General features: G+C 45.9%; 30 protein-coding genes. 20 read left to right on the plus strand and 10 right to left on the minus strand.

Annotation, left to right across the window (positions count from 1 at the left end; translation table 11 throughout):
- Nucleotides 1–207 precede the first annotated feature (207 nt).
- Nucleotides 208–2,616 carry an ExeM/NucH family extracellular endonuclease gene (locus FTU55_RS01515; protein ID WP_180046022.1) on the plus strand — a complete coding sequence of 803 codons (2,409 nt, stop codon included), beginning with the start codon at nt 208–210 and terminating at the stop codon, nt 2,614–2,616.
- Between the two features lie 72 nt (nt 2,617–2,688).
- Here the strand turns inward: FTU55_RS01515 and FTU55_RS01520 are convergent, their stop codons facing one another.
- Nucleotides 2,689–4,134, minus strand: a complete 1,446-nt coding sequence (locus FTU55_RS01520; RefSeq protein ID WP_005177090.1) for a SulP family inorganic anion transporter — start codon at nt 4,132–4,134, stop codon at nt 2,689–2,691.
- A gap of 218 nt (nt 4,135–4,352) precedes the next feature.
- Between FTU55_RS01520 and FTU55_RS01525 the strand changes: the two genes are divergently transcribed.
- Entirely contained in the window at nt 4,353–4,964 is a 612-nt protein-coding gene (locus FTU55_RS01525) for a glutathione binding-like protein (RefSeq protein WP_005177091.1), read from the plus strand.
- Nucleotides 4,965–5,083: 119 nt separating this feature from the next.
- Here the strand turns inward: FTU55_RS01525 and FTU55_RS01530 are convergent, their stop codons facing one another.
- The 5 genes from FTU55_RS01530 to FTU55_RS01550 form a co-directional block, all read right to left on the minus strand.
- Complete coding sequence (locus tag FTU55_RS01530) at nt 5,084–5,869, minus strand: thiazole synthase (RefSeq protein WP_152342325.1); 786 nt, start codon at nt 5,867–5,869, stop codon at nt 5,084–5,086.
- Nucleotides 5,870–5,881: 12 nt separating this feature from the next.
- A complete protein-coding gene (gene thiS / locus FTU55_RS01535) occupies nt 5,882–6,079 on the minus strand; it encodes a sulfur carrier protein ThiS (RefSeq protein ID WP_005177095.1) in 198 nt (65 codons plus the stop codon).
- A 32-nt stretch (nt 6,080–6,111) separates the two neighbouring features.
- Entirely contained in the window at nt 6,112–6,477 is a 366-nt protein-coding gene (locus tag FTU55_RS01540) for a DUF423 domain-containing protein (RefSeq protein ID WP_180045954.1), read from the minus strand.
- 221 nt (nt 6,478–6,698) lie between these two features.
- Nucleotides 6,699–7,568: an RNA polymerase sigma factor RpoH gene (gene rpoH, locus FTU55_RS01545; RefSeq protein WP_005177101.1), complete on the minus strand. Its 870-nt coding sequence runs from the start codon at nt 7,566–7,568 to the stop codon at nt 6,699–6,701.
- 136 nt (nt 7,569–7,704) lie between these two features.
- Entirely contained in the window at nt 7,705–7,941 is a 237-nt protein-coding gene (locus FTU55_RS01550) for a sulfurtransferase TusA family protein (RefSeq protein ID WP_016658363.1), read from the minus strand.
- 385 nt (nt 7,942–8,326) lie between these two features.
- Between FTU55_RS01550 and FTU55_RS01555 the strand changes: the two genes are divergently transcribed.
- Together FTU55_RS01555 and rhlB are read left to right on the plus strand one after the other, a co-directional pair.
- Nucleotides 8,327–8,539: a cold-shock protein gene (locus tag FTU55_RS01555; RefSeq protein ID WP_005177104.1), complete on the plus strand. Its 213-nt coding sequence runs from the start codon at nt 8,327–8,329 to the stop codon at nt 8,537–8,539.
- Nucleotides 8,540–8,634: 95 nt separating this feature from the next.
- On the plus strand, nt 8,635–9,786 hold the full coding sequence (gene rhlB / locus FTU55_RS01560) for an ATP-dependent RNA helicase RhlB (RefSeq protein WP_005177106.1): 1,152 nt from the start codon (nt 8,635–8,637) through the stop codon (nt 9,784–9,786).
- Between the two features lie 110 nt (nt 9,787–9,896).
- Here rhlB and FTU55_RS01565 read toward each other — a convergent pair whose 3' ends face one another.
- Nucleotides 9,897–10,277 (minus strand): hypothetical protein, encoded by a 381-nt coding sequence (locus FTU55_RS01565; RefSeq protein WP_104488774.1) that lies wholly within the window; start codon nt 10,275–10,277, stop codon nt 9,897–9,899.
- 224 nt (nt 10,278–10,501) lie between these two features.
- Here FTU55_RS01565 and FTU55_RS01570 point away from each other — a divergent pair, with 224 nt between their 5' ends.
- From FTU55_RS01570 to FTU55_RS01635, 14 genes are all read left to right on the plus strand, one after another.
- Nucleotides 10,502–11,077, plus strand: a complete 576-nt coding sequence (locus FTU55_RS01570; RefSeq protein ID WP_104471847.1) for a nitroreductase family protein — start codon at nt 10,502–10,504, stop codon at nt 11,075–11,077.
- 30 nt (nt 11,078–11,107) lie between these two features.
- Entirely contained in the window at nt 11,108–12,181 is a 1,074-nt protein-coding gene (locus FTU55_RS01575) for an NAD(P)H-dependent glycerol-3-phosphate dehydrogenase (RefSeq protein WP_016658361.1), read from the plus strand.
- Between the two features lie 84 nt (nt 12,182–12,265).
- Entirely contained in the window at nt 12,266–12,721 is a 456-nt protein-coding gene (gene sixA, locus FTU55_RS01580; RefSeq protein WP_180045956.1) for a phosphohistidine phosphatase SixA, read from the plus strand.
- A 33-nt stretch (nt 12,722–12,754) separates the two neighbouring features.
- A complete protein-coding gene (gene gspL / locus FTU55_RS01585) occupies nt 12,755–13,894 on the plus strand; it encodes a type II secretion system protein GspL (protein ID WP_180045958.1) in 1,140 nt (379 codons plus the stop codon).
- Complete coding sequence (gene gspM / locus FTU55_RS01590) at nt 13,894–14,373, plus strand: type II secretion system protein GspM (RefSeq protein ID WP_075175184.1); 480 nt, start codon at nt 13,894–13,896, stop codon at nt 14,371–14,373. The genes gspL and gspM overlap by 1 nt, the downstream gene beginning before the upstream one ends.
- Before the next feature lie 90 nt (nt 14,374–14,463).
- Nucleotides 14,464–15,465, plus strand: coding sequence for a quinone-dependent dihydroorotate dehydrogenase (locus FTU55_RS01595; protein ID WP_016658357.1), 1,002 nt, complete (start codon nt 14,464–14,466; stop codon nt 15,463–15,465).
- Nucleotides 15,466–15,469: 4 nt separating this feature from the next.
- Nucleotides 15,470–16,045: a CvpA family protein gene (locus tag FTU55_RS01600; RefSeq protein WP_016658356.1), complete on the plus strand. Its 576-nt coding sequence runs from the start codon at nt 15,470–15,472 to the stop codon at nt 16,043–16,045.
- A 24-nt stretch (nt 16,046–16,069) separates the two neighbouring features.
- Nucleotides 16,070–17,608 carry an amidophosphoribosyltransferase gene (gene purF / locus FTU55_RS01605; protein WP_180036627.1) on the plus strand — a complete coding sequence of 513 codons (1,539 nt, stop codon included), beginning with the start codon at nt 16,070–16,072 and terminating at the stop codon, nt 17,606–17,608.
- A 90-nt stretch (nt 17,609–17,698) separates the two neighbouring features.
- Complete coding sequence (locus FTU55_RS01610; RefSeq protein WP_180045960.1) at nt 17,699–19,588, plus strand: M48 family metallopeptidase; 1,890 nt, start codon at nt 17,699–17,701, stop codon at nt 19,586–19,588.
- A 136-nt stretch (nt 19,589–19,724) separates the two neighbouring features.
- Nucleotides 19,725–20,396: a hypothetical protein gene (locus tag FTU55_RS01615; protein ID WP_160243376.1), complete on the plus strand. Its 672-nt coding sequence runs from the start codon at nt 19,725–19,727 to the stop codon at nt 20,394–20,396.
- A complete protein-coding gene (locus FTU55_RS01620; RefSeq protein WP_127801154.1) occupies nt 20,393–21,361 on the plus strand; it encodes a D-glycerate dehydrogenase in 969 nt (322 codons plus the stop codon). The genes FTU55_RS01615 and FTU55_RS01620 overlap by 4 nt, the downstream gene beginning before the upstream one ends.
- Nucleotides 21,362–21,443: 82 nt before the next feature.
- Complete coding sequence (locus tag FTU55_RS01625) at nt 21,444–22,883, plus strand: M48 family metalloprotease (protein WP_005177138.1); 1,440 nt, start codon at nt 21,444–21,446, stop codon at nt 22,881–22,883.
- Between the two features lie 38 nt (nt 22,884–22,921).
- Nucleotides 22,922–23,317, plus strand: coding sequence for a GFA family protein (locus tag FTU55_RS01630; RefSeq protein WP_180045962.1), 396 nt, complete (start codon nt 22,922–22,924; stop codon nt 23,315–23,317).
- Nucleotides 23,318–23,365: 48 nt separating this feature from the next.
- A complete protein-coding gene (locus tag FTU55_RS01635; RefSeq protein ID WP_171502426.1) occupies nt 23,366–23,722 on the plus strand; it encodes a hypothetical protein in 357 nt (118 codons plus the stop codon).
- 117 nt (nt 23,723–23,839) lie between these two features.
- Here the strand turns inward: FTU55_RS01635 and FTU55_RS01640 are convergent, their stop codons facing one another.
- Together FTU55_RS01640 and rpsU are read right to left on the minus strand one after the other, a co-directional pair.
- Nucleotides 23,840–24,286: a GatB/YqeY domain-containing protein gene (locus FTU55_RS01640; RefSeq protein ID WP_005177146.1), complete on the minus strand. Its 447-nt coding sequence runs from the start codon at nt 24,284–24,286 to the stop codon at nt 23,840–23,842.
- A gap of 33 nt (nt 24,287–24,319) precedes the next feature.
- Entirely contained in the window at nt 24,320–24,535 is a 216-nt protein-coding gene (gene rpsU, locus FTU55_RS01645) for a 30S ribosomal protein S21 (RefSeq protein ID WP_001136722.1), read from the minus strand.
- Nucleotides 24,536–24,682: 147 nt separating this feature from the next.
- Between rpsU and tsaD the strand changes: the two genes are divergently transcribed.
- Entirely contained in the window at nt 24,683–25,699 is a 1,017-nt protein-coding gene (gene tsaD, locus FTU55_RS01650) for a tRNA (adenosine(37)-N6)-threonylcarbamoyltransferase complex transferase subunit TsaD (RefSeq protein WP_160241428.1), read from the plus strand.
- A 336-nt stretch (nt 25,700–26,035) separates the two neighbouring features.
- Nucleotides 26,036–26,350, plus strand: a complete 315-nt coding sequence (locus FTU55_RS01655) for a hypothetical protein (protein WP_141667071.1) — start codon at nt 26,036–26,038, stop codon at nt 26,348–26,350.
- A 39-nt stretch (nt 26,351–26,389) separates the two neighbouring features.
- On the opposite strand, the gene FTU55_RS01660 is transcribed toward FTU55_RS01655, so the two are convergent.
- On the minus strand, nt 26,390–26,929 hold the full coding sequence (locus FTU55_RS01660; protein ID WP_074382963.1) for a hypothetical protein: 540 nt from the start codon (nt 26,927–26,929) through the stop codon (nt 26,390–26,392).
- Nucleotides 26,930–26,967: the final 38 nt, after the last annotated feature.

Consider the following 26,967-nt stretch of genomic DNA (forward strand, 5'->3'; position numbering starts at 1 on the left):
GTAAAAAATTCAAATGCGGTATTTTAAGTCCTGAGCAGTTGAAGTCAAATTTTTTCATGCATTGTGCTATTTTTTTCACGGCAGCTGTCATGAAAATGCAGAAATAGTTTCATCAAATGTTCATACATCTGTCATGTCTAAAAAATAGCCTGAATAAGCTTTAACAACTGATAAAAAACAATGAAATTACATACTTTATGCTGGGCCATGGCACTCATGGGTTGTGGATTTTCTGCACATGCAGAGCTGATGTTCAGTCAATATGTCGATGGTACATCGAACCGTAAGGGACTGGAGATTTATAACCCTGATGCGACAGCGGTCGATTTATCTCAGTATCAAATCAAGATTTTTTCCAATGGGTCAACCACAGCCGGACTGACGGTATCTTTAGAGGGAGTGTTGCTGGCCAAAGCTGAATATCTGGTCGGGCGAAGTGAATTGCAGCTGGTGCTGGGCGATCTGGTCAAAAAAATCGCAAGTTTGAACTTTAATGGTAATGATGCGGTTGTGCTGTATAAGAATAATACGCCGGTCGATCGTTTTGGTGTGCTTGGACAGACTACGAGTTGGGCAGAGGGCACCAGTTTAAGCCGCAATAAAACCACGCATAGTGTTAGCTCAGTTGACCCAACAGCACCTTTTGATGTGAACAGTGAATGGACGGCCTGGTCTGACCGGAATGCTTTTAGTCAGTATTTGCTGCCAGAAGGAGAGCAGCCACCGCCTGTGACGGAAACGATTAGCTGTAGCAGTAGTGATACCGCCATTGCCGATTTGCACAGTGCCAGCAAGAACCAGATCTATACCGTGCGTGGGGTGATGACCGCAGATTATCGTTATAGCAATGGTTTTTCCGGTTTTTATCTGCAAACGCCAGATAGCAAAGCCAAACCAAACCTGAATAATGCGATTTTTGTTTATATTCCGGCCAGCAGCCAGATTAAAGGCGGGCAGGTTGGAGAAGAGGTGATTTTACGTGGCCGCCTCACTAGCTATCAAAACCAGCTGCAGCTGGACCAGCTGACTCAGGAGATTCAAACCTGTAATCCGCAAGCGGCAAGCTGGGTGGCACCAAAAACAGTAAATTTACCCTTTGAAAGCCTGACGGATATTCAGCAACATGCACCGCAGCGTTATCAGGGTGCACTGGTTAAACTGCCGCAAACTCTGACCGTCAGTGAAAACTATAATTATGGCCGTTATGGCGAGCTGGCCTTAAGCCTTGGGCGCTTATATATGCCGACCAATCTGTATCCTGCCAAATCCGACGAAGCACTCAGCCTGGCCAAGCAAAACCTGCTATCCAAAATTATTCTGGATGATGGCTATAACAACCAGAACCGGACGCCGTGGTTGCCGCTGAACTTTAATGCGCAAAATACCTTAAGAGCCGGCTATGAGCTGCAAAATGTAGAAGGGATTTTGGAATATCGTTTTAACCAGTGGCGTATTCAGCCTGTTCAGGGCAGAACCTTGCCGAATATCGTGGCAGACAAAAATGAGCGCAGCAGCGTCAGTGCCAAAAATACTGCCCAGATTCGTGCTGCGGCCTTTAATGTCCTGAACTATGACAATGGGGCGGCACAAGGCTTCCCGACCGAGCGCGGTGCAAAAACCAAAGCAGAGTTCGACAAGCAGCATCAGAAAATTGTCAGTGCCTTAAAAGCCATTGATGCCGATGTCTATGGCCTGAATGAAATTGCCAACAATGGTTATGGCCCAGACAGCGCCATTGCCTATTTAACCCAAAGTCTGGGGCCAGACTGGAAGTATGTGACACCGCCAAATGCAGATCGCTTGGGCACCGATACCATTGCCGTAGCCATGATTTATAACAGCAAACGCCTGACGCCGGTGAATGCCGCTGCCGTATTTGATGATGGTACACAATTGAATCGTGTCACCATGGCGCAAAGTTTTAAACCTGTGGCGGGTGGCGAAAGCTTTACCGTGGTGCCACAGCATCTGAAATCCAAAGGTAGCTGTCCTGATACCGGCCTAGATGCAGATCAGGACGATGGTCAAGGCTGCTGGAATAGCACCCGTGTGACCGCAGTACAAAAATTAATGCAATGGCTGGCGACCAATCCAACCAAAGTAACGCAGCCCAATGTCCTGATTCTGGGCGACTTAAACAGTTATGCCAAAGAAGATCCGATTTTGGCGCTGGAAAAGGCCAACTATAAAAATCTGTTTAATGATGAAAAAATCGGACAGGGTAAACAGGCTTATAGTTATGTGTTTGGCGTGGCCAGTAATACCCAAGGCTATGGCGGCGCCGGTAATTTAGACCATGCCATTGCCGATGCACAATTGTATCCACGGGTTAAACGTGCTTTTGCATGGGCCATTAATGCCGATGAACCGACGGCGCTGGCCTATAATGAAGACTATAAAACCGCCGAGCAGATTCAGGCCTTTTATAGCCCGGATGCTTTCCGTTCATCTGACCACGACCCGATTATTATTGATCTGGACCTGTCAGATGCACCGGCAGAGCCAAAGCCATCGGAAGACTCCAAAGCGGATACCCATGGGGGGAGTACCGGCCTATGGTCATTATTGGGATTATTCGGGCTGAGTGCTGCGGCTTGGTTACGTCGCCGTAAATAAGGCGGGTATTGATCTGCCATAAAAAACGCCTGATTATCAGGCATTTTTTCTTTAGGCAGTTTTTATTCAAGCTTAATTCGGACTTAATTTATCAATCAGGGTGTCACTGGCTTCATTCAAGCCAATCAGCTCGACCTGAATCCCGCGAGCTTCAAATTTCTGCACCACAGTATTTAGCATATTCACTGAGGTTAAATCCCAAATATGCGCGTGAGTCAGATCAATCTTTACCTGTTGCAGATTTTCCTTAAAGTCAAAGAACTGGAAAAACTTGTCCGAGCTGCTAAAGAAAATCTGTCCGGTAATCTGATAACGGCGTGTATCCTGTACGCGTTCAGACTGAACTTTGACTTCACTTTCCAGCTTATTCACCAGGAATAAGGCCGACAGCAATACCCCAACGAAAACACCCAAGGCCAGGTTGTGTGTGGCCAGTACAATCGCCACCACGGTCAGCATCACAATATTACTTTGCTTTGGATGCTTGCTAAAGTTACGCACCGAATCCCAGTTAAAGGTGGTAAAGGCCACCATAATCATAATCGCCACCAGCGCCGCCATTGGAATATAAGCCAGCCAGTCTTTAAAGAACACCACCAGACACAGCAGGAAAACGCCGGCGACCAAAGTAGAAAGACGGGTACGCGCACCAGAGCTGACGTTAATAATCGACTGGCCAATCATGGCACAGCCGGCCATCCCGCCCATAAAACCGCTGACAATATTGGCATAGCCCTGACCACGACATTCCTGATGACGGTCACCTTCAGTTTCCGTCACTTCATTCACAATGGTGGTGGTCATCATGGTTTCCAGTAAACCCACTGTCGCAAGGGTGATGGAATAGGGGAAAATAATCGCCAGTGTTTCAAAATTCAGCGGAATTTCAGGAATTAAAAATACCGGTAAGGTGTCTGGAAATTGTCCCAGATCACTCACCGTACGCATATCGGCACCCAAAAACAGCGCCAGCAGACTCAGCACAATAATGCAGATTAAGGGTGAGGGCACCGCCTTGCCAATTTTAGGCAGATAGGGAAACAGATAAACTACCGCCAGCCCCAGGCCGACAAAGACATAGCCCCACAGATCCATTTGCATCAGCTCTGGAAGTTGCGCGACAAAAATTAAAATCGCCAGCGCATTCACAAAACCATAGACCACCGATTGCGACACAAAACGCATCAGCTTGGCCACTTTAAAATAGCCGGCCACCACTTGAATGATTCCGGTCAGTACCGTTGCCGCCAGCAAATATTGCAGCCCGTGCTCTTTGACCAGGGTAATCATCAGCAGCGCCATGGCACCCGTCGCGGCCGAAATCATCGCCGTGCGGCCACCAAAAAAGGCAATAGTCACAGCAATGCAGAAGGAGGCATATAGGCCAACTTGTGGATCGACACCGGCAATTGCAGAAAAGGCAATGGATTCAGGAATCAGGGCCAGCCCCACCACCAGACCGGCCAGCACATCGGTCCGGATATTGGAAAACCACTCTTCTTTTTTCAGACTAATCACAATCGGCTTTTCATGAAACTTTAAAGGCGACTATGGTAAAACAAATGAAGTGAAAAAAGCAGCCGCAATCCACTTGAAAAAGCGCCGCGCTTGCTCAATATTGAAAAGGTAAATGTTTTTTACGCATTTACGCTTTTTTGCAATTTACAGGTTCGATCACTTGAAAGTTTGTTAGAAGCCATTTAAAACAGTTAGTAGTTATATAACAAGGATCAGATATGAAGCTTTATTATTCACCGGGTGCATGTTCTTTAGCGGCCCATATTATTTTAAATGAAATTAATGTAGATTTTGATTTAGAACGTGTCGACCTGAAAACCCATAAAACCGAAAAAGGTCATGATTATTACGAAATTAATCCAAAAGGCTATGTTCCGGCGCTTGAGATTAATCCAGGTCTAATTCTGACCGAGAACGTGGCAATTTTACCGTTTCTGGCCCAGCACGATCCAAAACAAGATTTAATTCCGCCATCTGGCATGGGCCGTGCCAAAGTGCTGGAATGGTTAGGTTATCTCAACTCGGAACTGCATGATGCCTACGCGGTATTCTTCGGTGGCCAGTTAACCGATGATGAAAAAAATAAAGCCTATGCTGAAATTGACCGTCTGTTAAGTTATATTGATAAAACTATTGGTGAATCAGACAATGAGTATCTGGTCGATGATAACTTTGGCCCAGCCGATGCCTATTTATTCGTACTGACCAACTGGTCGAACCATATTCATCATGATTTAACCCCATATACCCATATTATTGCGCTGCGCAATAAAGTGGCCGAGCGTCAATCGGTGCAGATTGCTATGCGTGATGAAGGCTTGATTCCTTGATTCAGGTCTAAAAAACGCAATAAAAAAGGACTCAAGCAGAGTCCTTTTTTCATGTTTAGCTTTTAAATCAAGTGAAACCTGAAGGAGTAACTTATCTCTCAGCACAGATAATGTCCGGATTATTTAAAGAAATAACCGGTTTCTGGCGAGCTGGCATTGGCCATACGTTTACGCGGCATCCGGCCTGCCAGATAGGCTTCACGACCTGCTTCCACTGCTTTGCGCATTGCCGAAGCCATCAGGACCGGACTTTGCGCTGCTGCAATTGCAGTATTCATTAACACGCCATCACAGCCCAGTTCCATGGCAATTGCTGCATCACTGGCGGTGCCGACACCCGCATCGACCAGTACCGGTACTTTGGCATTTTCTTTAATAATAGAAATGGTATGCGGGTTTAAAATCCCCAGTCCTGAACCAATTAAGCTGCCTAAAGGCATAATTGCCACACAGCCCATGCTTTCCAGTTCTTGTGCCACAATCGGATCATCCGAGGTGTAGACCATAATCTCGAAACCATCATCAATAAGCGTACGCGCTGCCTTTAAGGTTTCGGTGATGTTTGGATACAGGGTTTTTTCATCGCCCAGTACTTCCAGTTTTACCAGATTGTGACCATCGAGCAGTTCACGTGCCAGCATACAGGTACGCACTGCACTGTTGGCATCAAAACAGCCGGCTGTATTTGGCAAAATGGTATATTTTTCTGGTGGAATCACAGACAGCAAATTTGGCTGATCGGGATGCTGACCAATATTCACGCGACGAATAGCAACAGTTACAATTTCCGCACCGCTGGCCTGAATGGCCAGATCTGTTTCCTGCAGATCTTTATATTTTCCCGTGCCCACCAGCAAGCGCGAGTTAAAAGTGCGTGAACCGATTTTAAGTAGGGTGTCTTCCATACGTGCTCCGTCTTAGCCGCCGCCAACGGCATGAATAATTTCAATGCGGTCTTGATCATGAATAGGGGTGCTTTCCAGTCGGCTTTTCGGCACAATCATCTCGTTTTGTTCTACCGCAAAACGTTTGCCTTCCAACGCCAGTTGTTGCACCAGTTCTAGTAAATTATGGCACTGTGTCTGTTGTAATTCGCCGTTTAAATAAATGTGCATACCTGCAGTTTCCTAGCTGTTCCGTTCCCGAATTATCGGGCATATTTCATGGCATTCCAGGCCAGTACCAGCCAGCCGGCAATCATTAGCGCACCGCCAATTGGGGTAATGGCCTCCAGACCGCGCGGCAAACCTAGCGCCATCACATACAATGAGCCACAGAAAAACACAATCCCGACCTGAATCAGCAGGAAGCTGGCTTTAATGGGAAATTGAGTCATGACTTTGGCCAGAATCGCCAGTGCCAATAATCCGAGGGCATGATAGAAAAAATAATCAGTCGCTGTTTGCCACCACGCCAGTTGAGCTTCTGTTGCGCGTGCTTTTAAGCCATGTGCCCCAAATGCACCTAACATCACCGCAAGTGCTAAATTAAGGGCAGAAATTGCAATCCACATAGCAAGAATGACCTGAGTAAATTTGCGCTCAACCTTAACATTTTTCCGGGCAACGAGAAAGTGAAAAACTTTCACCCTGAAATGTCGTATTGAATCCAGCTTTTTGATTTTAGGGGGGGAGAAAATGGATTTCTTTAAGATCATCGCCCGGTTTCAGCAAGCACAGACAGCAAAAAAGGGCAGATCGCCCTTTTTTAACTTTAGCACTCTGGAATCATCACTTAGTTAGATGACATTGCCACTTTAATTTTTTCCATGGCATTTTTTTCAAGCTGGCGAATACGCTCCGCAGACACATTATATTCAGCAGCTAGTTCATGCAGGGTCGATTTATCATCATCTAACCAGCGACGCTGCAAGATATTACGCGAACGGTCATCCAGCTGCTCCATGGCTTCATGCAGGGCAGAGGTACTTTGTGCCTCATAATCTTCATCTTCGACCAGACGGGCCGGATCGTAACGGTTATCTTCTAAATAAAGCGCCGGCGCAACATGGGTAGTGTTTTCACTTTCATCATCATTTTGCGCTTCGAAAGCCGCGTCATAAGCGGTCAGACGGCCTTCCATTTCCAGGACCTGTTCCGGAGTGACATTTAGGTCGTTGGCAATCGATTTGGCTTCTTCCAGCGTCAGTTTTTTGCTGGATTTTTTCAGGCTGCGTAAATTAAAGAACAGTTTACGCTGTGCCTTGGTGGTGGCAATTTTAACAATACGCCAGTTACGGATCACGTATTCGTGAATCTCGGCTTTAATCCAGTGCACGGCAAATGACACCAGACGCACGCCCATATTCGGGTCGAAGCGTTTCACGGCCTTCATTAGACCGAGGTTGCCTTCCTGAATCAGGTCGCCTTGTGGCAAACCATAACCTGCATAACTACGCGCAATATGGACTACAAATCGCAAATGCGACATGACCAGCATTTTTGCTGCATCTAAATCTTGATCGTAATAATAACGTTCAGCTAACTCTTTTTCTTGTTCAGCCGTTAAAATAGGAATTTGATTGACGGTACTAATATAAGCACCGAGATTTACGCCTGGCGCAGATAATGACAGGGGCATCAACTGATTGCGGCTGTCACTCATGAGTTCTCCTTATAGGATCGGTGGGTCGTATTACCTGTAAATTTCATCTTAATACCAATATCCTTGCAAATTAAGGAAAAAAGGTAGAGAAATGTAAAGTTTTATGCCAATGCATGCTGTTTACTTTAATTGAAAATTATTTAATTTCAATAAAGTAATGAAACTCGTTGGCAGAAATTTGTGTCAATTCACAGCCGTACTGGTGAATCTGACAATAGCGGCTGACATCTTGCTGACTATGCGGGTCAGAGGACTTGAGCAGAAAGTGTCCGGCGCCGGTTTTTTTTAAAGCGCGTTTTAGCATCAGTAAGGGCATGGGGCAGGGTTGTCCCATCGCATCAATGATGATCATTTCATCGACAGAGTTGTCCATAATCTGCTTTAATCGGGTCTTTAAAAAAGGACTCAAAATATTAGCAAATTTGGTGCCAAATCTAAAGTTTATTTGCGGTTTTTATCAAAATATAACATTGAAAAATCTTGAATTAACTTTGTCAAAAAAAGCATGAATTCTGAATAAGATAAATCAAAAAAAATCTATTATTTGTCATAAACCCGTGTTAAGCTCGATGCGTATTTAGGATTTGAGATAGGCAGTTGTTGTTTGTCGCCCTATTACAAATTGGATGTAACCGGGATTTTGTTAATAGTTATACAGAATGATTACAAGCTTAGAAATAAAAATATTTTTAAACTTTGTTTACTCTGCTGTTTGCAACACCGGGTGGTCCTTCTTTTTAATCAATGAGGATTAACTTATGACAGCTCGTGAACAAGGCGTAGTTAAATGGTTCAACGACACTAAAGGTTTTGGCTTTATTCAACGTAACGGCGGCGACGATGTATTCGTTCACTTCCGTGCGATTCAAGGCGAAGGCCACCGTTCACTTCGTGACGGTCAACGTGTTGAGTTCAGCGTAGTTAAAGGTCAAAAAGGCTTCCAAGCGGAAGAAGTACAACCTTTAGACTAATCGTTGGATTAATCTGAAAAACGCTCCATCTATTGGGGCGTTTTTTGTTTATAATATGATACGTTTTTGTGATTAATAAGTTAGAGCACATTTTTATGTCATCTGGTTTTGAAACCTTAAATTTACATCCGAAACTGAGACAAGCTATTGCGGCCTTAGGTTTTAAGGAAATGACGCCCATTCAGCAAAAGGTTTTAAAATTTACTTTGGCTGGACATGATGCCATTGGTCGCGCCCAGACCGGTACCGGCAAAACCGCTGCCTTCCTCATTAGCGTCATCAATGACTTATTGAATAATCCGGTGAAAGAGCAGCGTTTCCGTGGTGAGCCGCGTGCCCTGATTCTGGCACCGACCCGTGAACTGGCCTTACAGATTGAAAGCGATGCCAAAGAGCTGGTGAAGTTTACCGACCTACATGTAGTGACCTTGTTGGGCGGTGTCGATTTTGACAAGCAAAAAGCGCAGCTGGATAAAAACTTTGTCGACATTATGGTCGCGACCCCGGGTCGTCTGATTGACTTTGTCGAGCAAAAAGAAGTCTGGCTGGATCAGCTGGAATTTCTGGTGATTGATGAAGCCGACCGTTTACTGGATATGGGCTTTATTCCATCGGTAAAACGGATTGTGCGTTTTTCACCGCGTAAAGAGCAGCGCCAGACTTTAATGTTCTCAGCCACTTTTAGCTATGATGTGCTGAATCTGGCCCAGCAATGGTTATTTGAACCGGTGACTGTCGAAATTGAACCGGAAAAGAAAACCAATGCCGATGTCGAGCAGCGCGTATATATGGTGTCGAATTCAGACAAATATAAACTGCTGCAAGATATTTTGCGCGACGAGCCGATTGAAAAAGTCATGATCTTTGCCAACCGCCGCGATCAGGTGCGCCGTCTGTATGACCATCTGAAACGTGATGGCTATAAAGTGGTGATGCTATCTGGTGAAATTGCCCAGGATAAACGCCTGAAAATGCTGGACCAGTTTAAAAATGGCAAACACAACATCATGATTGCCACCGATGTCGCCGGACGCGGCATTCACGTCGATGGCGTGTCGCATGTGGTGAACTTTACCTTGCCAGAACAGTCAGATGACTATGTACACCGTATTGGTCGTACCGGTCGTGCTGGTACGCGTGGGGTGAGTATCAGTTTCCTGGCCGAAGATGATGCCTTCTATTTGCCAGAAATTGAAAAAGCCATCGGGCAAAAACTGCCATTAACCCGTTTAGATGGTTATTGCTAGGTTTTGATTTGCTGGGTGGGTGCTGAGGCAGCTACCCACATGAAATAAAAAATGGATCAGCCCAAAAGGAACTGATCCATTTTTTATTTCATCTTTTGATTACGTTCAGATTAGTTGGCCTGACAGCGGAAGGTGAGTACGGTCTGATAATCATCATCCTGCGCCAGCTGGGCATTACGACCCGAGATGGTGCCGAGTACAGTCGCGGCAGCCTGAATCATCTGTCCGGTCTGTTCATCGACCACACCTTTTAAAGCGCCGTTATAAGTGGTCTGTTCATCGACCACCACCGGTGTAGCGCGGCTACCACAGGTTTTGTTGGCCGCACTAATTGCGTTGTTTTTGGAGATGATATTGCTTTTCCCTAAACCGGTGACTTCGTACTGATTATTTTCTTTCTGAATTGCCAGCGAAGAGGTCGGGTTTGAGGCACAGGCGGTAAAAAACAGCGCAGCGGTGGCTGCAGCACTTAAACCAATCAGCTTGTTCATATGTAGTCCCCATATTTTATTTGTTGAATCAGTCATCTATCTAAACATATCTACACTTTTAGAGTTTGTAGAAGCTGTAAAGAAATGCAGTTTTATATAGTGGCTCTGTGACAGACAAGCCGGCCATTAAAACTCAGGATTTATACAAATAACCCAACGCAAATAGAGTAAATTCTGTGGTTTATGCTAATCTTGAGGCAGATTTTATAGATAGATATAAGCCAATGACGGATACAGTGGAAGCTACGGTTCATCAGAATATTCATCAACGTCAGTCGATTGGGCATCTGGTCGAGCCGGCACCGAATGCAGCGCAGCTGGAGCGTGCCTTTCAGGCAGCCTTGACCGCGCCTGATCATCATCGTTTAAAACCGACCCGTTTTGTGGTAATTCCGGCAGAGCGCCGCGAAGCTTTTGGCGAGTTGCTGGTACAGGCTCTGGCCGATTTAGGCCAGACCGATGCGGTGCAGCTGGAACGTGTGAAACATCATCCTTTCCGGGCGCCATTACTGGTGCTGGCACTGACCAAATTCCAGCCGCATCCTAAAGTTCCGGATTTTGAGCAGACCTTAAGTACCGGGGCGGCGGTACAGAATTTCCTGCTGTCTTTACAGGCACAAGGCTTTGCCAGCATGTGGCGCAGTGGTGCTGTAGTGGAATCAAAATTATTGAAAAAAGCTTTGAAATTAAATGAAGATGATTTAATTTCAGGCATCATCTATATTGGAACTGCCGCAAAAGCGATTGCGCCGCGTGCGGACATTCAGACTGACGCCTATGTCAGTTACTGGACGGAATAAGCATCGCATACGGCTGAGGATATAAAAATAATGTCAGAATTGAATTTTGCCAGTCTGGTAGAACCGGTCAATATTGATCAGAAAACCGCATTAAGAATTACCGTCTTGGGTGGGGGCAGTTTTGGTACCGCCATGGCCAATACCGCGGTGCGTAACGGCTGCGATACCATGATCTGGATTCGGGATGAAGCCACCGCTGAAGAAATTAACCGCACTCATATCAATAAACGCTATTTGCCAGATTTTCCTTTAGAGCCGGGCTTAAAAGCAGTGTCGGATCTGGAACTGGCGGTGCGCGACCGCGATATTATTTTGGTCGCCATTCCAAGTCATTCTTTTCGTGATGTGCTGAAGCAGATTAAGCCGTTTATCACCTCGCAAGCGGTGGTGTCCCTGACCAAGGGCATTGAGGCCAAAACCTTCTGCTTTATGAGCGATATTATTCGTGCCGAATTGCCAGAAGTGCCGTATGGCGTGCTGTCTGGCCCGAACCTGGCCAAAGAAATTGTAGCCGGGCAGCCCGCCGGAACCGTGATTGCCAGCCAGTCAGAACTGGTGCGTTATGCGGTGCAGCAGGCACTGCACAGTGCTTTATTCCGTGTATTCGGTAGTGATGATGTACACGGGGTTGAACTTGGCGGGGCGTTAAAAAATATTTATGCCGTGGCGATGGGCATGGCTGCCGCGTATAACGTCGGTGAAAATACCAAAAGTATGATTCTAACCCGAGCCTTAGCTGAAATGAGCCGTTTTGCGGTCAAGCTGGGCGCCAACCCGCTGACGTTCCTTGGTTTGTCAGGTGTCGGTGATTTATTTGCCACCTGTAGCAGTCCATTGAGTCGTAATTATCAGGTGGGGTATGCACTGGGCAAAGGCAAAACCCTGGAACAGGCCACACAGGAACTGGGCCAGACCGCAGAAGGGATTAATACCATTGTGCAGGTCAAAGCGCGTTCTGAAGAGCTGGATGTGTATATGCCAATTACCAGCGCCCTGTATGATGTGATTTATGAAGGGCAGCCGCCGCTGACGATTGCACTGGCACTCATGAAAAATGGCCATCGTAGTGATGTAGAGTTTGTATTGCCGCATCATGAGGTATAAATTGGTTAAAATATGACAGTTTGATGAACCGAACTGTCATATTTACTGCTTATAATGCGGACAAAATGAAATAAGGAAATGTATATGCAATTGACCCTAGTGCGTCATGGTGAAGCTTCACCACCCGTGCATGGTAATGATATTAAACGTCCCCTGACCGAACGTGGGCATACCCAGGCACAGCAAACGGCAGAGTATTTAAAAGATCTGATCCGTCCGGATGTGTTTGTGGTTAGTCCGCTGTTACGTGCCCAGGAAACGCTGGCGCATATCCAGACCTATTTTAAAGATGTGCCTGTGGTGATCTGCAATACCATTAAACCGGAGGATGATGCGACTCAGGCTATTGAGTGGTTATCGCATTTACCTTATGAATCAATTGCCGTGGTGTGTCATATGAATGTGGTGGCACATATTGCAGAGCAGTTAACCGGGGAATCTTTCCATCCTTATGCGCTGGCAGAAGCGCGTATTTATGAGCAGGCGGTCATTGCTGCAGGTTTATCGACACAAATAAAAAGTTTTATTCCAGACGCATAACAACACACTTTATTTCATGGCAGTACAATAACAATGTTGCAAATATGGATGCCGGAAGCCAATGGGGTTTGGCAATGGTCGAGCGGGGAGTACTGGGTTCAGGCCAATACCCTTGAAGACCTGATTCAGGCGATACAGCTTCATCAGGGTGAAGAAGCAGTGGTGTATTTCCCGAGCCGGGATATACAGATGCTGCAACAGCAGATGAACAAGGCCCAATACAAGCAGCTGGGGCCAGAGGGGATTAAATTCCTGCTAGAAGAGTTTGTGGTATTGCCAATTGATGCCATGAAAGTGCTGCATCATTTTCAGCAGCCGGACCGCCTGACTTTACTTGGTGTGGCGCAAAGTCATGTCGAAACCTTGCAACATGCTTTGGCTTTATTACCGGTCAAAGTCACGGCCTTATTGCCGGACTTTTTATTGCTGCCGGTGCCGGAGCCTGAGCATATTGTGCTGGCCAATGTCTGTGGCCGGTTGCTGGTACGTGAAAATGAATATCTGGGCAGCTCGGTCGATGATCTGGCTTTATTTCTGGATTATCAGGCGCCTGAACAGCGTTATCAGATCAGTAATTTTACCGCCGAACAGATGCACAGTATTGAGGCCATCAGCACGCATGAGCAGTTAAGCTCCTTCCATTATGAAGTGCCGGTGCTGAAAAAAGCCAAACAGCATCCTTTTAATATTTTACCCAAAGCCAAAAGTGAATCGGGCATTTCGGGTTGCTGGAAAGCCTGTGCTGCGGTATTTTTGGGGATTCTGGTGGTGCAGTTCAGTTATGATGCCACGCGCTGGTATCAGTATAAAAAAGTTGCGAATCAGACCGCGGTGCAGGCGATTGACCAGTTTAAATACTGGTTTGGGCAAAACTATCCGGTCACCGAGCAAAATATTAAAAGCCAGTTTGAATATCAGTTAAAACAAAGCCAGACCGCCGATACCCAAGCCTTACAGTTGCTCAGTCGGGTCGGGCCGGTATTGATGCAGAATCAGATTGTGGCCAGACGGGTCAATTATGATCTGTCCAGTCTGAATATGGAATTGCAGGCCAGTTCCGCAGCCAGCTTGCAGGCATTGACCCAGCAATTAAACCAGCAAGGCTTTAAGGTCGAGCTAGGTAATATTCAACCGGCCGCCAACGGCGCAATCGGACTGGTGAAAATACAATAATGAAAGCAGTAGAAAAAATTCAGCAGCGTTGGGATCAGTCGCTGGAAAAATTAAATGACTATTTAGATACGCTGAGCTTGCGTGAACGGATCATGGTGATTTTTACCGGAATTTTTGTGCTGGTGGCCGCCGTCGGATCGGCGCTGTGGTATATGCACGGCGCAGCAGATCAGCAGCAAAAACGGCTCAATACCTTAAAAGATCTGGTGGTGTGGATGCAAAGCAACGCCGTGACCATGAAGCCGGCCGGGGATGTACAGCTCAGCAGTCTGGAAAAAGTACAGCGCGTGGCACAGCAGCAGGGTTTGTCGGTGGCATCGCAGCAGTCGGGTGAAAAAATTCAAATTGTAAGCAGTCATGCACAATATTCTGTGCTGGCCAATTTCCTGACCCAGCTGGCACAAATGGGATTAAGCATTGAAAAAATGGAATTAATTTCCGATGCCGGGCAGATTAAATTAACGGCGACAGTGCAATAACCGGTAAAAATAAACAATGGTCAAGCATGGTGTTTTCAACAATCTGGGCCTATAATAGGCCGACTTAAAAAGCCGTAGACTTTTGCCGATATGTTGTATTCTCTTGCCCGCCCTTTGTTGTTTTCTTTGGCACCGGAGCGTGCACATGAGCTCACATTATCTTTATTAAAATCAGGTCATAAAATGGGCCTGATGCGTCAGCAGGTGGCAGCAAAACCGGTCACCTGTATGGGTATTGAATTCCCGAATCCGGTAGGTCTGGCTGCAGGCCTGGACAAAAATGGTGCCTATATTGATGCACTGGCCGCTCTAGGTTTTGGTTTTATTGAAATTGGTACCATCACCCCGCGTCCACAAGCCGGTAATCCACATCCGCGTCTGTTCCGTTTACCGCAGGCCAAAGCCATTATTAACCGCATGGGTTTTAATAATGATGGCGTCGATAAGCTGATTGAAAACGTCAAGGCCGCCAAATTTAAAGGCGTACTGGGGATTAATATTGGTAAAAATGCCGATACTCCGGTAGAAAAAGCGGTTGATGACTATCTGATCTGTTTAGAAAAAGTTTATAATTACGCCTCTTATATTACGGTCAATATCTCATCACCCAACACCAAGAATTTGCGTAGTCTGCAAAGCGGCGATGCCCTGACCGAGCTGTTGCAAACCTTGAAACAGCGTCAGTTGGCGTTGGCCGAAGAGCATCAGCATTATGTACCGTTGGTGCTGAAAGTCGCGCCAGATCTAGAACCGTCCGATATTGAATTTATTGCCCAGCAATTACTGCAATTTAAAATTGATGGTTTAATTGTGACCAATACCACCTTGTCTCGTGAAGGGGTAGAGAATTTGCCACATGGCGATGAAGCCGGTGGTTTATCGGGTGCGCCAGTATTTGAAAAGAGTACCGCGTGTCTGGCAGCCTTTGCCAAAACCTTAGAGGGCAAAATTCCTTTAATTGGTGTTGGTGGTATTCTTTCAGGTGAGCAGGCAGTTGCGAAACGCAATGCCGGTGCAACTTTGGTACAAGTGTATAGCGGTTTGGTCTATACTGGCCCGGAACTTGTGAAAGATTGTGTAGACGCACTTTAAAGTCATGAACGCCATCGATATCTTTATACTGATTATTCTGCTCATTGGAGGGCTTAACGGTTTGCGTCAAGGATTTATTAAAGCCTTTGCGAACTTGGTCGGTTGGATTTTTGCCCTGATTGTGGCGGCAAAATATGCTTCCGTTCTAGCGCCTTCAATGACCGCTCTCAGTGCTGATCCGGTGGTTCAGAAAATTGCGGCCTTTGCTTTTATTGTGTTGGTGATTGTGGTGCTGACCTGGATGGTGAGCGCATTATTAAACCGCATCTTGAAATCGCTGAAACTGGGCCCATTAAATCGTTTAGCCGGTGGTGCGTTTGGTACCCTCAAAGGTCTGCTGATTGTGCTAATTGCCATTCAGGGCATTGGGCCGTGGGTCGAAAGTTCGCCGCACTGGAAACAGTCCAAATTTATTCAAACCCTTTTACCTTATGCGCCTTGGGCCACACAAATGTCCAAAGATGCCGCCAATGAGGCTTTACAGCACATCAAATCAGAAGATGCTCCGAAATCTTCTGGTTCTTCATCTGAACCTGAACGAAAGGGCGCAGATGAGTCAACGAATAATCCTTTTTATTAATCCTAGCTGGTCTGCGAGGTTGCTATGTGTGGAGTAGTTGGTATAGCTGGTAAATCACCTGTTAACCAAATGTTGTTTGATGCATTAACGATGTTACAACATCGGGGACAAGATGCAGCTGGGATTGTCACTTGCCATGAAGGTCGCTTGTTCTTGCGTAAAGACAACGGCATGGTGCGTGATGTATTCCATACCCGTCACATGCGTGCCTTGCTGGGCAACTACGGGATTGGTCATGTGCGTTATCCGACGGCAGGTTCATCTAGCAGTGCAGAAGCGCAGCCGTTTTATGTGAACTCACCATACGGTATTACCTTGGCGCATAACGGTAACCTGACCAATGCCGAAGAAATTCATGAAGACCTGTTCAAGACCGATTTACGTCACATGAATACCGATTCAGATTCAGAAGTACTGTTAAACGTTTTTGCCCATGAATTACAAAAACGCGGCAAGCTGGAGCCGGCAGCAGAAGATATCTTCCATGCGGTAACGCGTGTGCATGAGCGTTGTAAAGGGGCTTATGGCGTGGTGGCCATGGTGACCGGTCAAGGGATTGTGGGCTTCCGTGACCCGCATGGGATTCGTCCGTTAATTTACGGTTCGCGTGAAACCGATGAAGGCATGGAATACATCATTGCCTCTGAATCGGTGGCAATTACGGCCCTGGGCTTTAAAGTCGAGCGTGACCTGGCACCGGGTGAAGCCATCTTCATTGACTCTAACGGCCAGATGTTTACCCAGCAGTGTGCGGCACAATCTGAATATCATCCATGTATTTTTGAATATGTGTATTTTGCGCGTCCAGATGCGACCATTGACGGTATTTCGGTTTATAAAGCCCGTTTAAAAATGGGTGAGAAGCTGGCGCAAAAAATTCTGCGTGAATGGGGTGAGGAACACGATATTGATGTCGTGATTCCAATTCCAGATACTTCGCGTACTTCGGCCTTGGAACTGGCCAACACCTTAGGTGTTAAATTCCGTGAAGGCTTTATGAAAAACCGTTATATCGGTCGTACCTTCATTATGCCAGGTCAGCAGCAGCGTAAAAAATCGGTACGTCAAAAGCTGAACCCGGTTGAGCTGGAATTTAAAGGCAAGAACGTGTTACTGGTAGATGACTCGATTGTGCGTGGTACCACCTGTAACGAAATTATCCAGATGGCACGTGATGCTGGTGCCAAACGCGTATTTTTCGCTTCAGCGGCGCCAATGGTGAAATATCCAAACGTGTATGGTATTGATATGCCGGCTAAATCTGAGCTAATTGCCTCTAGCCGTAGCGTCGAAGAAATTCGTGAAATTATTGGTGCTGACCGTCTGATTTTCCAGGATCTGGAAGATTTAAAAGCTGCAGTACGCACCCATAAAGTGCCAGAAGTCAATAATTTCGATTGCTCGGTGTTTGATGGAGTCTATGTTGCTGGCGGTATTGATGAAGCCTATCTGGATAATCTTCAGCAAAAACGCAGCGATACAGCCAAAAAGAAAAAAGACAATTATATCGATGTGAATATTGATGCTGCATCGGTAGATTTGACCGGTTTGAAAGAAGAATAATTCTTGTAAAACTGGCAGGAAAAGCGGGAAATTCCCGCTTTTTTCATTTATGATGTCGCCTAAAGACAATGTAATTTAAGGAAATTTACATTGAAAGATGTAGGTTACTACTTTATTAAAAACAAGAATATGATGTGGTCTGCAAGCCTGTGTCTGCTTGCGGTCATCCTGACAATTTTTATTTTAAATACTGTACTGGGGTTGCTGGTGCATTATATTGATGCTTCGCAGTCCATTTACTGGCATAGCTTAAGTCCTTATCTGGTCGCGGTACTGCTGTCTTTAATGGGCATTTCCATTGCCATTGAATTATATATTTTCCGTTCTGGCGGCCACTCACTGGCCAAGCAGCTGTGTGCACGTCGTTTAAGCCTGATTGAAAGCACGCCGGAAGAAAGTGTTGCCTTAAAAATTACCGAACAGCTGGCCGATACCTTCGCGATTGATACACCGGCGCTGTATGTCCTGCCGGATGAGGTCGGGGTAAATGCACTGACCGCCGGTTTTTTTCCACGCGATATTGCGATTATTCTGACCTGGGGCGCCTTGCAAAACCTGGATGAGCAGGAACTGTATGGCTTGCTCAGTCATGAGTTTCATCAAATTTTAAGTGGTGAAACTGCGGAAAATACCAAGCTGAAAATTCTCTACAGCAGCCTGACCACGTTTAGCCAGTGGGGCAGTAAAGTGGCCAAACTCGGCTTTGGCAAGCAGTATTACAACACCGCTTATGCACCTGCCACGCCTTTTGTTGCACTGGGCGGCATGATCTGGCTGATTGGCAGCTTAGGCGTGCTGATTACCCGTTTTATCAAATATTTAAACCTGAGCGGGCGTACCTTTAAAAACGACCTGAAAACTAAACGTTTAATCCAGAACAATGCCAATATTCAAACCCTGCTCAGGATTTATGTGCATCATGCCGGTTCGCAAATTCACAGTGAATATTCGGAATCGATTGCGCATATGTGTTTTGCCAACTCGCTGAGTCCGCAAAGCTGGTTGAATATTCATCCGAGTATTGATGCGCGGATTTATGAGTTAAATCCGGCACTGGTACAGGACCTGCAACTGGAAAACCTGAAAAAGCTGCGCAGCCAGCCCTGGTTTGGTCTGTTTCGTTCACTGGAAGAGGTCAATGGTGAATATTATGCGCCGTGGAGTTCGCCGCAACCTTTGCCTTTATTGCGATTATCCCCGATTAGCTTTGCCATTAAAGATGCAATCAAGCCGCTGAAACCGGAAATCCGCCGTAATATGCCGCGTCCGGAACTGATCCAGCGTGCCTTGCAGACGGCCACTGGTTCGCGTGAGGTGATGATGGCAATTTTAATGATTCGCCAATACCGCGAATTTATTCCGCCTGAAGTAGAAGTCAGCCGTGCCATTGTCGATGCCTTGTTGAATCTGGATGGTCGGGTGCATATCTCCATTTTTCTGGAAGCCTGCCAGAATATTGGCGGTATGCCGGCCAGTATCGCGCGGCAGTTTTTGACCAAGCTGGCCAAAATTATTCAGGAAGATGGGGAAATTGGACTGCTGGATGCCTTGCTGCTGGAGCGGGTCAAATCCGAGTTGAACCTGCTGCCGCTACATACCCCGACGGCGCTGGATGAAGTTAAACCGCAAATTGTACGTTTAATTGATGCCTTGCTGCATGTGCAGCAAATCAATAGCGGCAACCAGCTGGAAGTGCGGGAAAAAATTTTACAGCGCGTACTGACACCGTATGAAATGTCGCTGTATGAAGAAATTTCCGATGAGCCAATTGATCTGGCAGAAATTCTGAATGATATGGCCGGGCTGTTGTTGCGTGACCGTTTAAGTATTCTGGGTATTGCTGAAGCCTGTTTGTGGAATGACCGGATTATCACTCAGGATGAGCTGGATGTACTGGAGCTGCTGTACTGGCGTTTAGGCTTTGCCACCGAAGAAATGGTCGAGCGTATGCAGAAGAAAAACAGTTTAATGATTATCTAAGCACTCTATTTCTGAGTGCGGTAGGTGGATTGTGTCATCATCATTGAGCAGCTTTGATATGACTGGATGCAGAAAGCACAGCAAAACCGGACTAATCCGGCTAGAATAGCCCTATGGACATAAGTGACGATAGCAGATGATTGGGCATCAACGTGAGATTTTGGCAAGTTTGGGAATTGATATATGGATTCCCCGGGACGTTGCATCTCAAAATTTGCCAGCATCTTCCTTGTGGCGCGATCAGGCCCCGGCAGAACTGCTGACTGAAATTGTCATGCCGGCAGCTGTCGCGGCGACAGTACCTCAAGATATTGCCTTACAACTCAGACAGCCTGTTGCGGAACCACAAGTCTCTCCGCAAGAGAATCCAGTCGAAAGCCCGGCAGAACCTGTCACGCCTGCGGCTCTGGTTGAAGTGCAGCCTGCCTTACAGATTGATGCATTCCATTTACAAGCCATTGCTACAAAACAATATACGATTGTGCTGGATGCCACCCACATCAATGAGTCGCAGCAACAGTTATGGCGCAATATCCAGCGTGCGGCACAGGCAGAATTTTTTGAGCTGAATTGGCCCTTTGCTTTGCCTGAGCTGCAAGATGGCCGGGCGGTCTCGGTGTATGTGCAAGGTTTTCTGGATGCGATTGCACTGGAGAAAAAGATCATTGTGCTGGGTCAATTGCCTCATGTACAGTTAGCGCAAGCTACAGCGTTGCCCGCTTTGGCCGAAATGCTGGAACAGCCATTATTGAAAAAACAGCTATGGCAGGCTATGCAAGATAAAAAACACATGACGGATCAGGAATGAAACAAAAAGTTATCGCATTTAGTCAGGTTGATCAGGACGTTTTAAGCCAGCTGAAACAGCAGTATGACGTGGTAGAAATTAGCCCGAAACTGGGTGATGTTAATGAGCAGATTCGTACTCATGTCCAAGATGCTGATGGCATGATTGGTGCGGGGCGTTTGCTCAATGCCTCTAACCTGACGGGTGCGCGCCGTCTTAAAGTGGTTTCCAGTATCAGTGTCGGCTATGACAATTATGATGTGGACTATCTGACTGAGCAAAAGATTTATCTGTGTCATACACCGCATGTATTAACCGAAACCACTGCCGATTTGGCTTTTAGTCTGTTAATGGGAGCTTCGCGTCAGCTGGCCTATCTGGATCGCTGGACCAAACAGGGTGAATGGAAACGTACCGTTGGCCCGGCCCAGTTCGGTCAGGATATTCATGGTAAAACTTTAGGGATTATTGGTTTGGGTAATATTGGTGCCGCCATTGCCCGTCGTGGGCGTTATGGCTTTAACATGAATATTCTGTACCATAACCGCCGTGAAAATCTGGCCCAGGCGCAGCCCTTAAATGCGCAATATCACAGTCTGGATGAGCTGCTACAACAGTCGGACTTTGTGGTGGTCGCGGTGGATTTAAACGCCGACTCGACCGCTTTAATTGGTGCGCGTGAATTTGAGCTGATGCAAAAACATGCGGTATTTGTGAATATTGCCCGTGGTTCCGTGGTCAATGAACAGGCTTTAATTGACGCGCTGAAACAACAGAAAATTTTTGCGGCCGGTCTGGATGTCTATGAAAAAGAACCGCTGCAAAGTTCGGAGCTCTTTGGTCTGGACAATGTGCTGACCTTGCCGCATATTGGCTCAGCGACCGCAGAAACCCGTAAAAAAATGGCCTGGCTGGCCTATAAAAATCTGGTGGATGTGCTGGAAGGCCGGCAGCCGGGCTACGCGGTCAATGGCGGATTTGCGTAAAACTTCCTAACACTTCGTTGCATATTTCTTCGATATTGAATGCTATATTCAAGACACGAGCAGATAATTTGAGAACGGCAATTTGAAACGGTTGTTTTTAGCAGGTAGTTTAGGCCTGCTTACAGCATTCACTTCGACACATGGGGCAAACTTCACCACTTCACCACAATTTAATGTGCCAGAAATTGGCGCAGGGGTGGGGCTGATCGATCAGCAAAAAGAACGCATGATTGGTGAAAAAGTCTATCGTGAAGTGCAGCGTCAAATGCCGGTGGCGCAAAATCCGTGGCTGGAAGACCAGCTGTTCTCGGTCTTCTCGCATCTGCTCAGCCAGACCCAAATGGGCCAGCCCATTGGTCTGCTCATTATTAATGATCCGCAAATTAATGCCTTTGCCGTGCCAGGCGGTCTGTTTGCCTTAAATACCGGTCTGGTGACTTCTGCGCGTAATATGGATGAAGTGGCCGGGGTGATGGCGCATGAAATTGCCCACGTGACCCAGCGTCATTATAGCCGTTCACAGGAAGCTTTTAAGGGACAGGGTCTGCTGGCACTAGCAGGTGTGCTGGTGGGTGCATTGGTGGCATCCCAGGCCGATGGTGATGCCGGTGCTGCCGTAATGATGGGTTCACAGGCTGCATTAATGGATAAGCAGCTGACCTATAGCCGTAATCAGGAACGTGAAGCCGACCGGATTGGCATGCAATATATGTATACCGCCGGTTATAACCCGCAAAGCATGGCTGATTTTTTTGAGGTAATGCACCGTGCCACCAGCCGGGTCAGTTTCCTGCCAGATTTCTGGTTTACCCATCCACTAACCACAGAACGGATGAGTGAAGCGCGTTTGCGTGCCAACCAGTTGCCACGGGTGAAATCATCATTACGTGATGAAGAATTTGATATTTTAAAACAGTACACCTTGGTGGTATCCAATCAGGCGACAGAGCAGCAATTGCAGGTGCTGGCCAGCCGTAACAACTTTGCTGCACAGCTGGCTTTAGCGGCTTTTTATACCCGGCAGGGAGATTATGCTCTGGCGCAGCAAACTTTGGATCAGGCCAAAAATCATCGCCGTTTACATCATCTTATTAGCTTAATTCAAACTGACATCTATTTAGGGCAGAATAAGCTGAGTGAGGCTTATAAAGTGATCAGTTCGCCTGCGCGGATTATGCCGGAGAACCGGGCCTTGAATTACAAGCTGGCTGAAGTGCTGATCCGGCAGAATCAGCCGGCTGAAGCACAGGCACTGGTGCAAAAGTTCCTGAACCGGAATGAGCGTGATTTAAGTGCCTGGCGTTTGATGCAGCAGGCCGCCAATATTGATCGTAGTTCGCCATTACGCACGGTGAATGTATTGCGTTATCGTGCAGAACTGCAATACTGGTCTGGATGGGAGGAAGAAGCGATTAAATCCTTGCTGCATGCCCAGCGTCTGGCCAAAGACAATCAGGCCATGACTGCCAAACTGAAAACACGTACCACAGAAATGCAGCGGGAACGACAGCTCAAAATTTAACAGCATGAAAAATCATAACAACAATAAGGAGAATAATGATGTTACAGGGACAATGTTTATGCGGGCTGGTGTATTACCATTATCAGGCCGAGCTGGAAAAGACCATTTTATGTTTTTGCCAGCATTGCCAGCGTGCGCAGGGGACCATGCTGGGCTGGAATAGCCCGATTGATCAATCCAAATTTCAAATTGTACGCGGACAGCAATATTTAAAAGAATATTTTCACAGTCCGAATAAGGCGCGGGTGTTTTGTCAGGAATGTGGTAGCCCGATTTATTCTTACCGTTTAGATTTACCGGGGGTTCTGCGTTTGCGTTTGGGAACGGTGACTGAAGGCTATGTGCCGGCACCCATCGAGCAGGCTTTTGCACATCGAAAACCGCAGTTTTTGCAAGTCAGTCTGCTGGAAACCTCTATAAGGCATGGGGTTTAAAATGCTAGAATTCCGGCTCCTGGCTAAATAATGATTTTAAATAACGCGATGAAAAAATTATGGATGGGCGTATTGCTCTGGGGGAGTCTGTCTGTGGTCCAGGCAGCAAGTGTGGAGCAGTATGTACTGGCGGTTGAGCAGATTAACCAGAGTTATAAGCAGCAGACCCGGCAGTTTTTAAAGGGCTTGAATCCGCAGCAATCGGGTTTTAGTCCGGCGCAGCAACAGCAGTTTTGTGGCATTGTGCAGAATTATATTGATCAGCTGTATAGCGCTGCAGATGAAAACCGTGCCTATCTGGATCCGCAATATCGCAACATGACCAAGCAGGATGTGGCCCAGCAGGTGTATTCATCTAAAGAAATGCAGATGCTGAAAAAATATCAGGTCAATTGTGCACACTGATAGAAGTGACTCAAGAACTGCTTAAAACTTTAGGCAGTTTTTTTATTTTCGGGAAAATAAACTGATACAGCTGTTGATGCTGTTCGGGGAGGAAGTGAGGCGTATGCCTGACTTGAATTAGCTTAATTTGGCTTTAATTTTGGCAGATACTTGTGCAGGATCGGCGCGCCCGGCTATGAGCGGACGCAGAGAATTCATCACCTTACCCATATCTTTCATGCTAGTAGCTTCTTGCGCTGCAATCGTTTGCGCAATGATGGAATCAAGTTCTTCCTCAGTCATAGCTTCTGGTAGAAACTGAGATAACACCTCAATTTCGGCTTGTTCCTTACTAGCTAAATCTTCTCGGCCAGCACCTTCAAAGGCTTTAACCGATTCTTTACGTTGTTTAATTTGCTTTTCAATGACCGCAAGAACCTGAGCATCGTCAAGCTCTTTGCGCTCATCGACTTCGATTTGCTTAATTGCCGCCTGTAGACTACGAATGACCGTTAACTTGTCCATTTCTTTAGCGCGCATTGTCGCTTTCAAAACGTCAGTAATCTGGCTTTTTAAAGTAGTCATGTTTTAATCCAGGCAGTCAATCACAAATTAATCTTAGTAAAGGCGAGTAGTACGTACTGATTCACGCGCCAATTTCTTTTGGTAGCGTTTAACAGCAGCAGCTTTTTTGCGCTTACGTTCTTGAGTTGGTTTTTCGTAGAATTCACGCTTACGTACGTCAGCTAAAACACCTGCTTTTTCGCAAGAACGTTTGAAACGACGGATAGCTACGTCTACTGGTTCGCCTTCTTTCAATTTAACTTGTGGCATGAAGAATCCTCATTAAGTTATGGATAAGATCTGGGGCCGAATTGCCCTCGATCACAAGTGAAGGTCAGTATTTTACTCATTTACATCTCATATCACAAGTCTATAATAGTTCCCGCAATAAATTTGATACAGGTTATAGGCAGTTTAATGATCGTTTTAGGCTTAGAAACATCGTGTGATGAAACAGGACTCGCGCTGTACGACAGTGAGTTGGGTTTACGCGGACAGGTGCTGTATAGCCAGATCAAACTGCATGCCGAATATGGCGGCGTGGTGCCAGAACTGGCCTCACGGGACCATGTGCGTAAACTGATTCCATTAATGAACGAACTGCTTGAGCAAAGCGGTGTGAAAAAATCGGATATTGATGCCGTGGCCTATACCCGCGGTCCGGGCCTGATGGGCGCCTTGATGACCGGGGCTCTATTTGGCCGTACCTTGGCATTTGCCTTAAATAAACCTGCGATTGGCGTGCATCATATGGAAGGGCATATGCTGGCACCGTTATTGTCTGCAACGCCGCCTGAATTTCCATTTGTTGCACTTCTGGTTTCAGGGGGGCATTCACAGCTGATGGCCGCGTATGGCATTGGTCAGTATGAACTGCTGGGTGAGTCAATTGACGATGCGGCCGGTGAAGCTTTTGATAAAGTGGCCAAGATGATGGGCTTGCCGTATCCGGGTGGGCCGAATATTGCCAAACTGGCCGAGCAGGGTGATCCGAATGCTTTTGCTTTCCCGCGTCCGATGCTGCATCAGGATTTAACCTTTTCCTTTAGTGGTTTAAAAACTGCCGTTTCGGTGCAGATGAAGAAACTCGGTGATGAAAACCGTGATGCCGATATTGCCGCCAGTTTCCAGGAAGCGATTGTAGATACTTTGGTAAAAAAATCGGTGAAAGCATTAAAACAGACCGGTTTAAAACGTCTGGTGATTGCTGGTGGCGTGAGTGCCAACAAGCGTTTGCGTGAACGTCTGGAAGCCGATTTAGCCAAGATTAAAGCCACGGTTTATTATGCAGAGCCTGCGCTGTGTACCGATAATGGTGCCATGATTGCCTTTGCCGGTTATCAGCGTTTGAAAGCAGGGCAGCAGGATGGCTTGGCGGTAACCACAACGCCACGTTGGCCGATGACGGAGTTAAAAAATCCTGAAGCGGTTTAAAGATAGATAGGAAAGGGGCGGAAAGCCTCTTTTTTATTGTCTTGGTTTTATTGAGTAGAAATTTTCAACAAATAATAAATTATTTTGACTCTGCCATAGTAAGTGTTTTCTTACAGATACCGTAAAATGGTTTAATCATATAGGAATCCCGCTCTATGATAGGCGGAATTAAGAATAAATTTAATTTTTTATAAAAGTGTACAAATAAAAAATATTTTTTATTTGTCTTATTTTTGATCATTTATGGTTTTAAATAAATAGAATAAAATTAAAATAGGGAGAGTGAGTGTTTTTATTGGTTATCTTCGCTTTTAAGCAAAGATTAGAGTAGTTTAAATGAATATATCTAAATATTTTTTTATTTTAGGTCTTGGTTTGTCTGCTATTGTTAGCTTTGAAACCCAAGCATACAATTATACATCAAAAGGGGTGGGTGCAGACAGAAGTAAAGCATGTAATCAAGCTGATGAGAAAATTCAACGTGGTTCGACTACTTCAGGTTGTATATGTTCAAATATTCAACAAACCTATTGGGTTTGTAAAATAAACTATGATAAGCCTAAGCCAGTTGTATATACTGCACCTCCGATTTATCAAGCACCTGCTCCTACACGACGCTCATATAATTTCAGTGCACCAGGTGTGTTATAAGTAAAAAAGGCACTATGTTTAACATAGTGCCTTTTAAACTTAAAAACCTGTTCCATTCGCTGGATCACATTTTTGCTTAAGAAATGTCATGGCATAGTTTACACGTGTCGCTATATCTTCACTTCCTAATGAAAAAATAGTGTATGGTTCATTATTTTTTAAGCGTATAGAAACAAGTTCTTTAGATTGTTTAACTTCTAAAACCTTTCCCCAATCAATTCCATTTTCGGTACTCCCTAGTCGTAAGTCAGGTCTTAGGGATACTACCGGTTCAACCATTGAACCACCATGATAAACTCTCAAAGATAAGCTATTATTATCATAATTTATTTTGCTAATACAACGATCAATAGTAGTTACGTTGGTAATTTTACTATAGCCTTCGAGTCGTGCTGATCCATCATGCTCATCAGCCATATCTGAAAAATATTTTTTTAAATCTCCAGATTGGATACCTTTGTCTGGTAATATAATCGTTAAAAATTTTTGTGCATTTGCTACAGTTTGCTCTGCTGCTATAAGTGGTGTTGTAAATAAAAAACAGCTGGACATAATAGTCAGAGACTTTAGGTAATTCATGTATAAAAAGCCAAATAAATAAATCGTTTTATTTTAAA

It is taken from the genome of Acinetobacter sp. YH12117 (assembly GCF_013418865.1).
Lineage (GTDB): Bacteria > Pseudomonadota > Gammaproteobacteria > Pseudomonadales > Moraxellaceae > Acinetobacter > Acinetobacter indicus.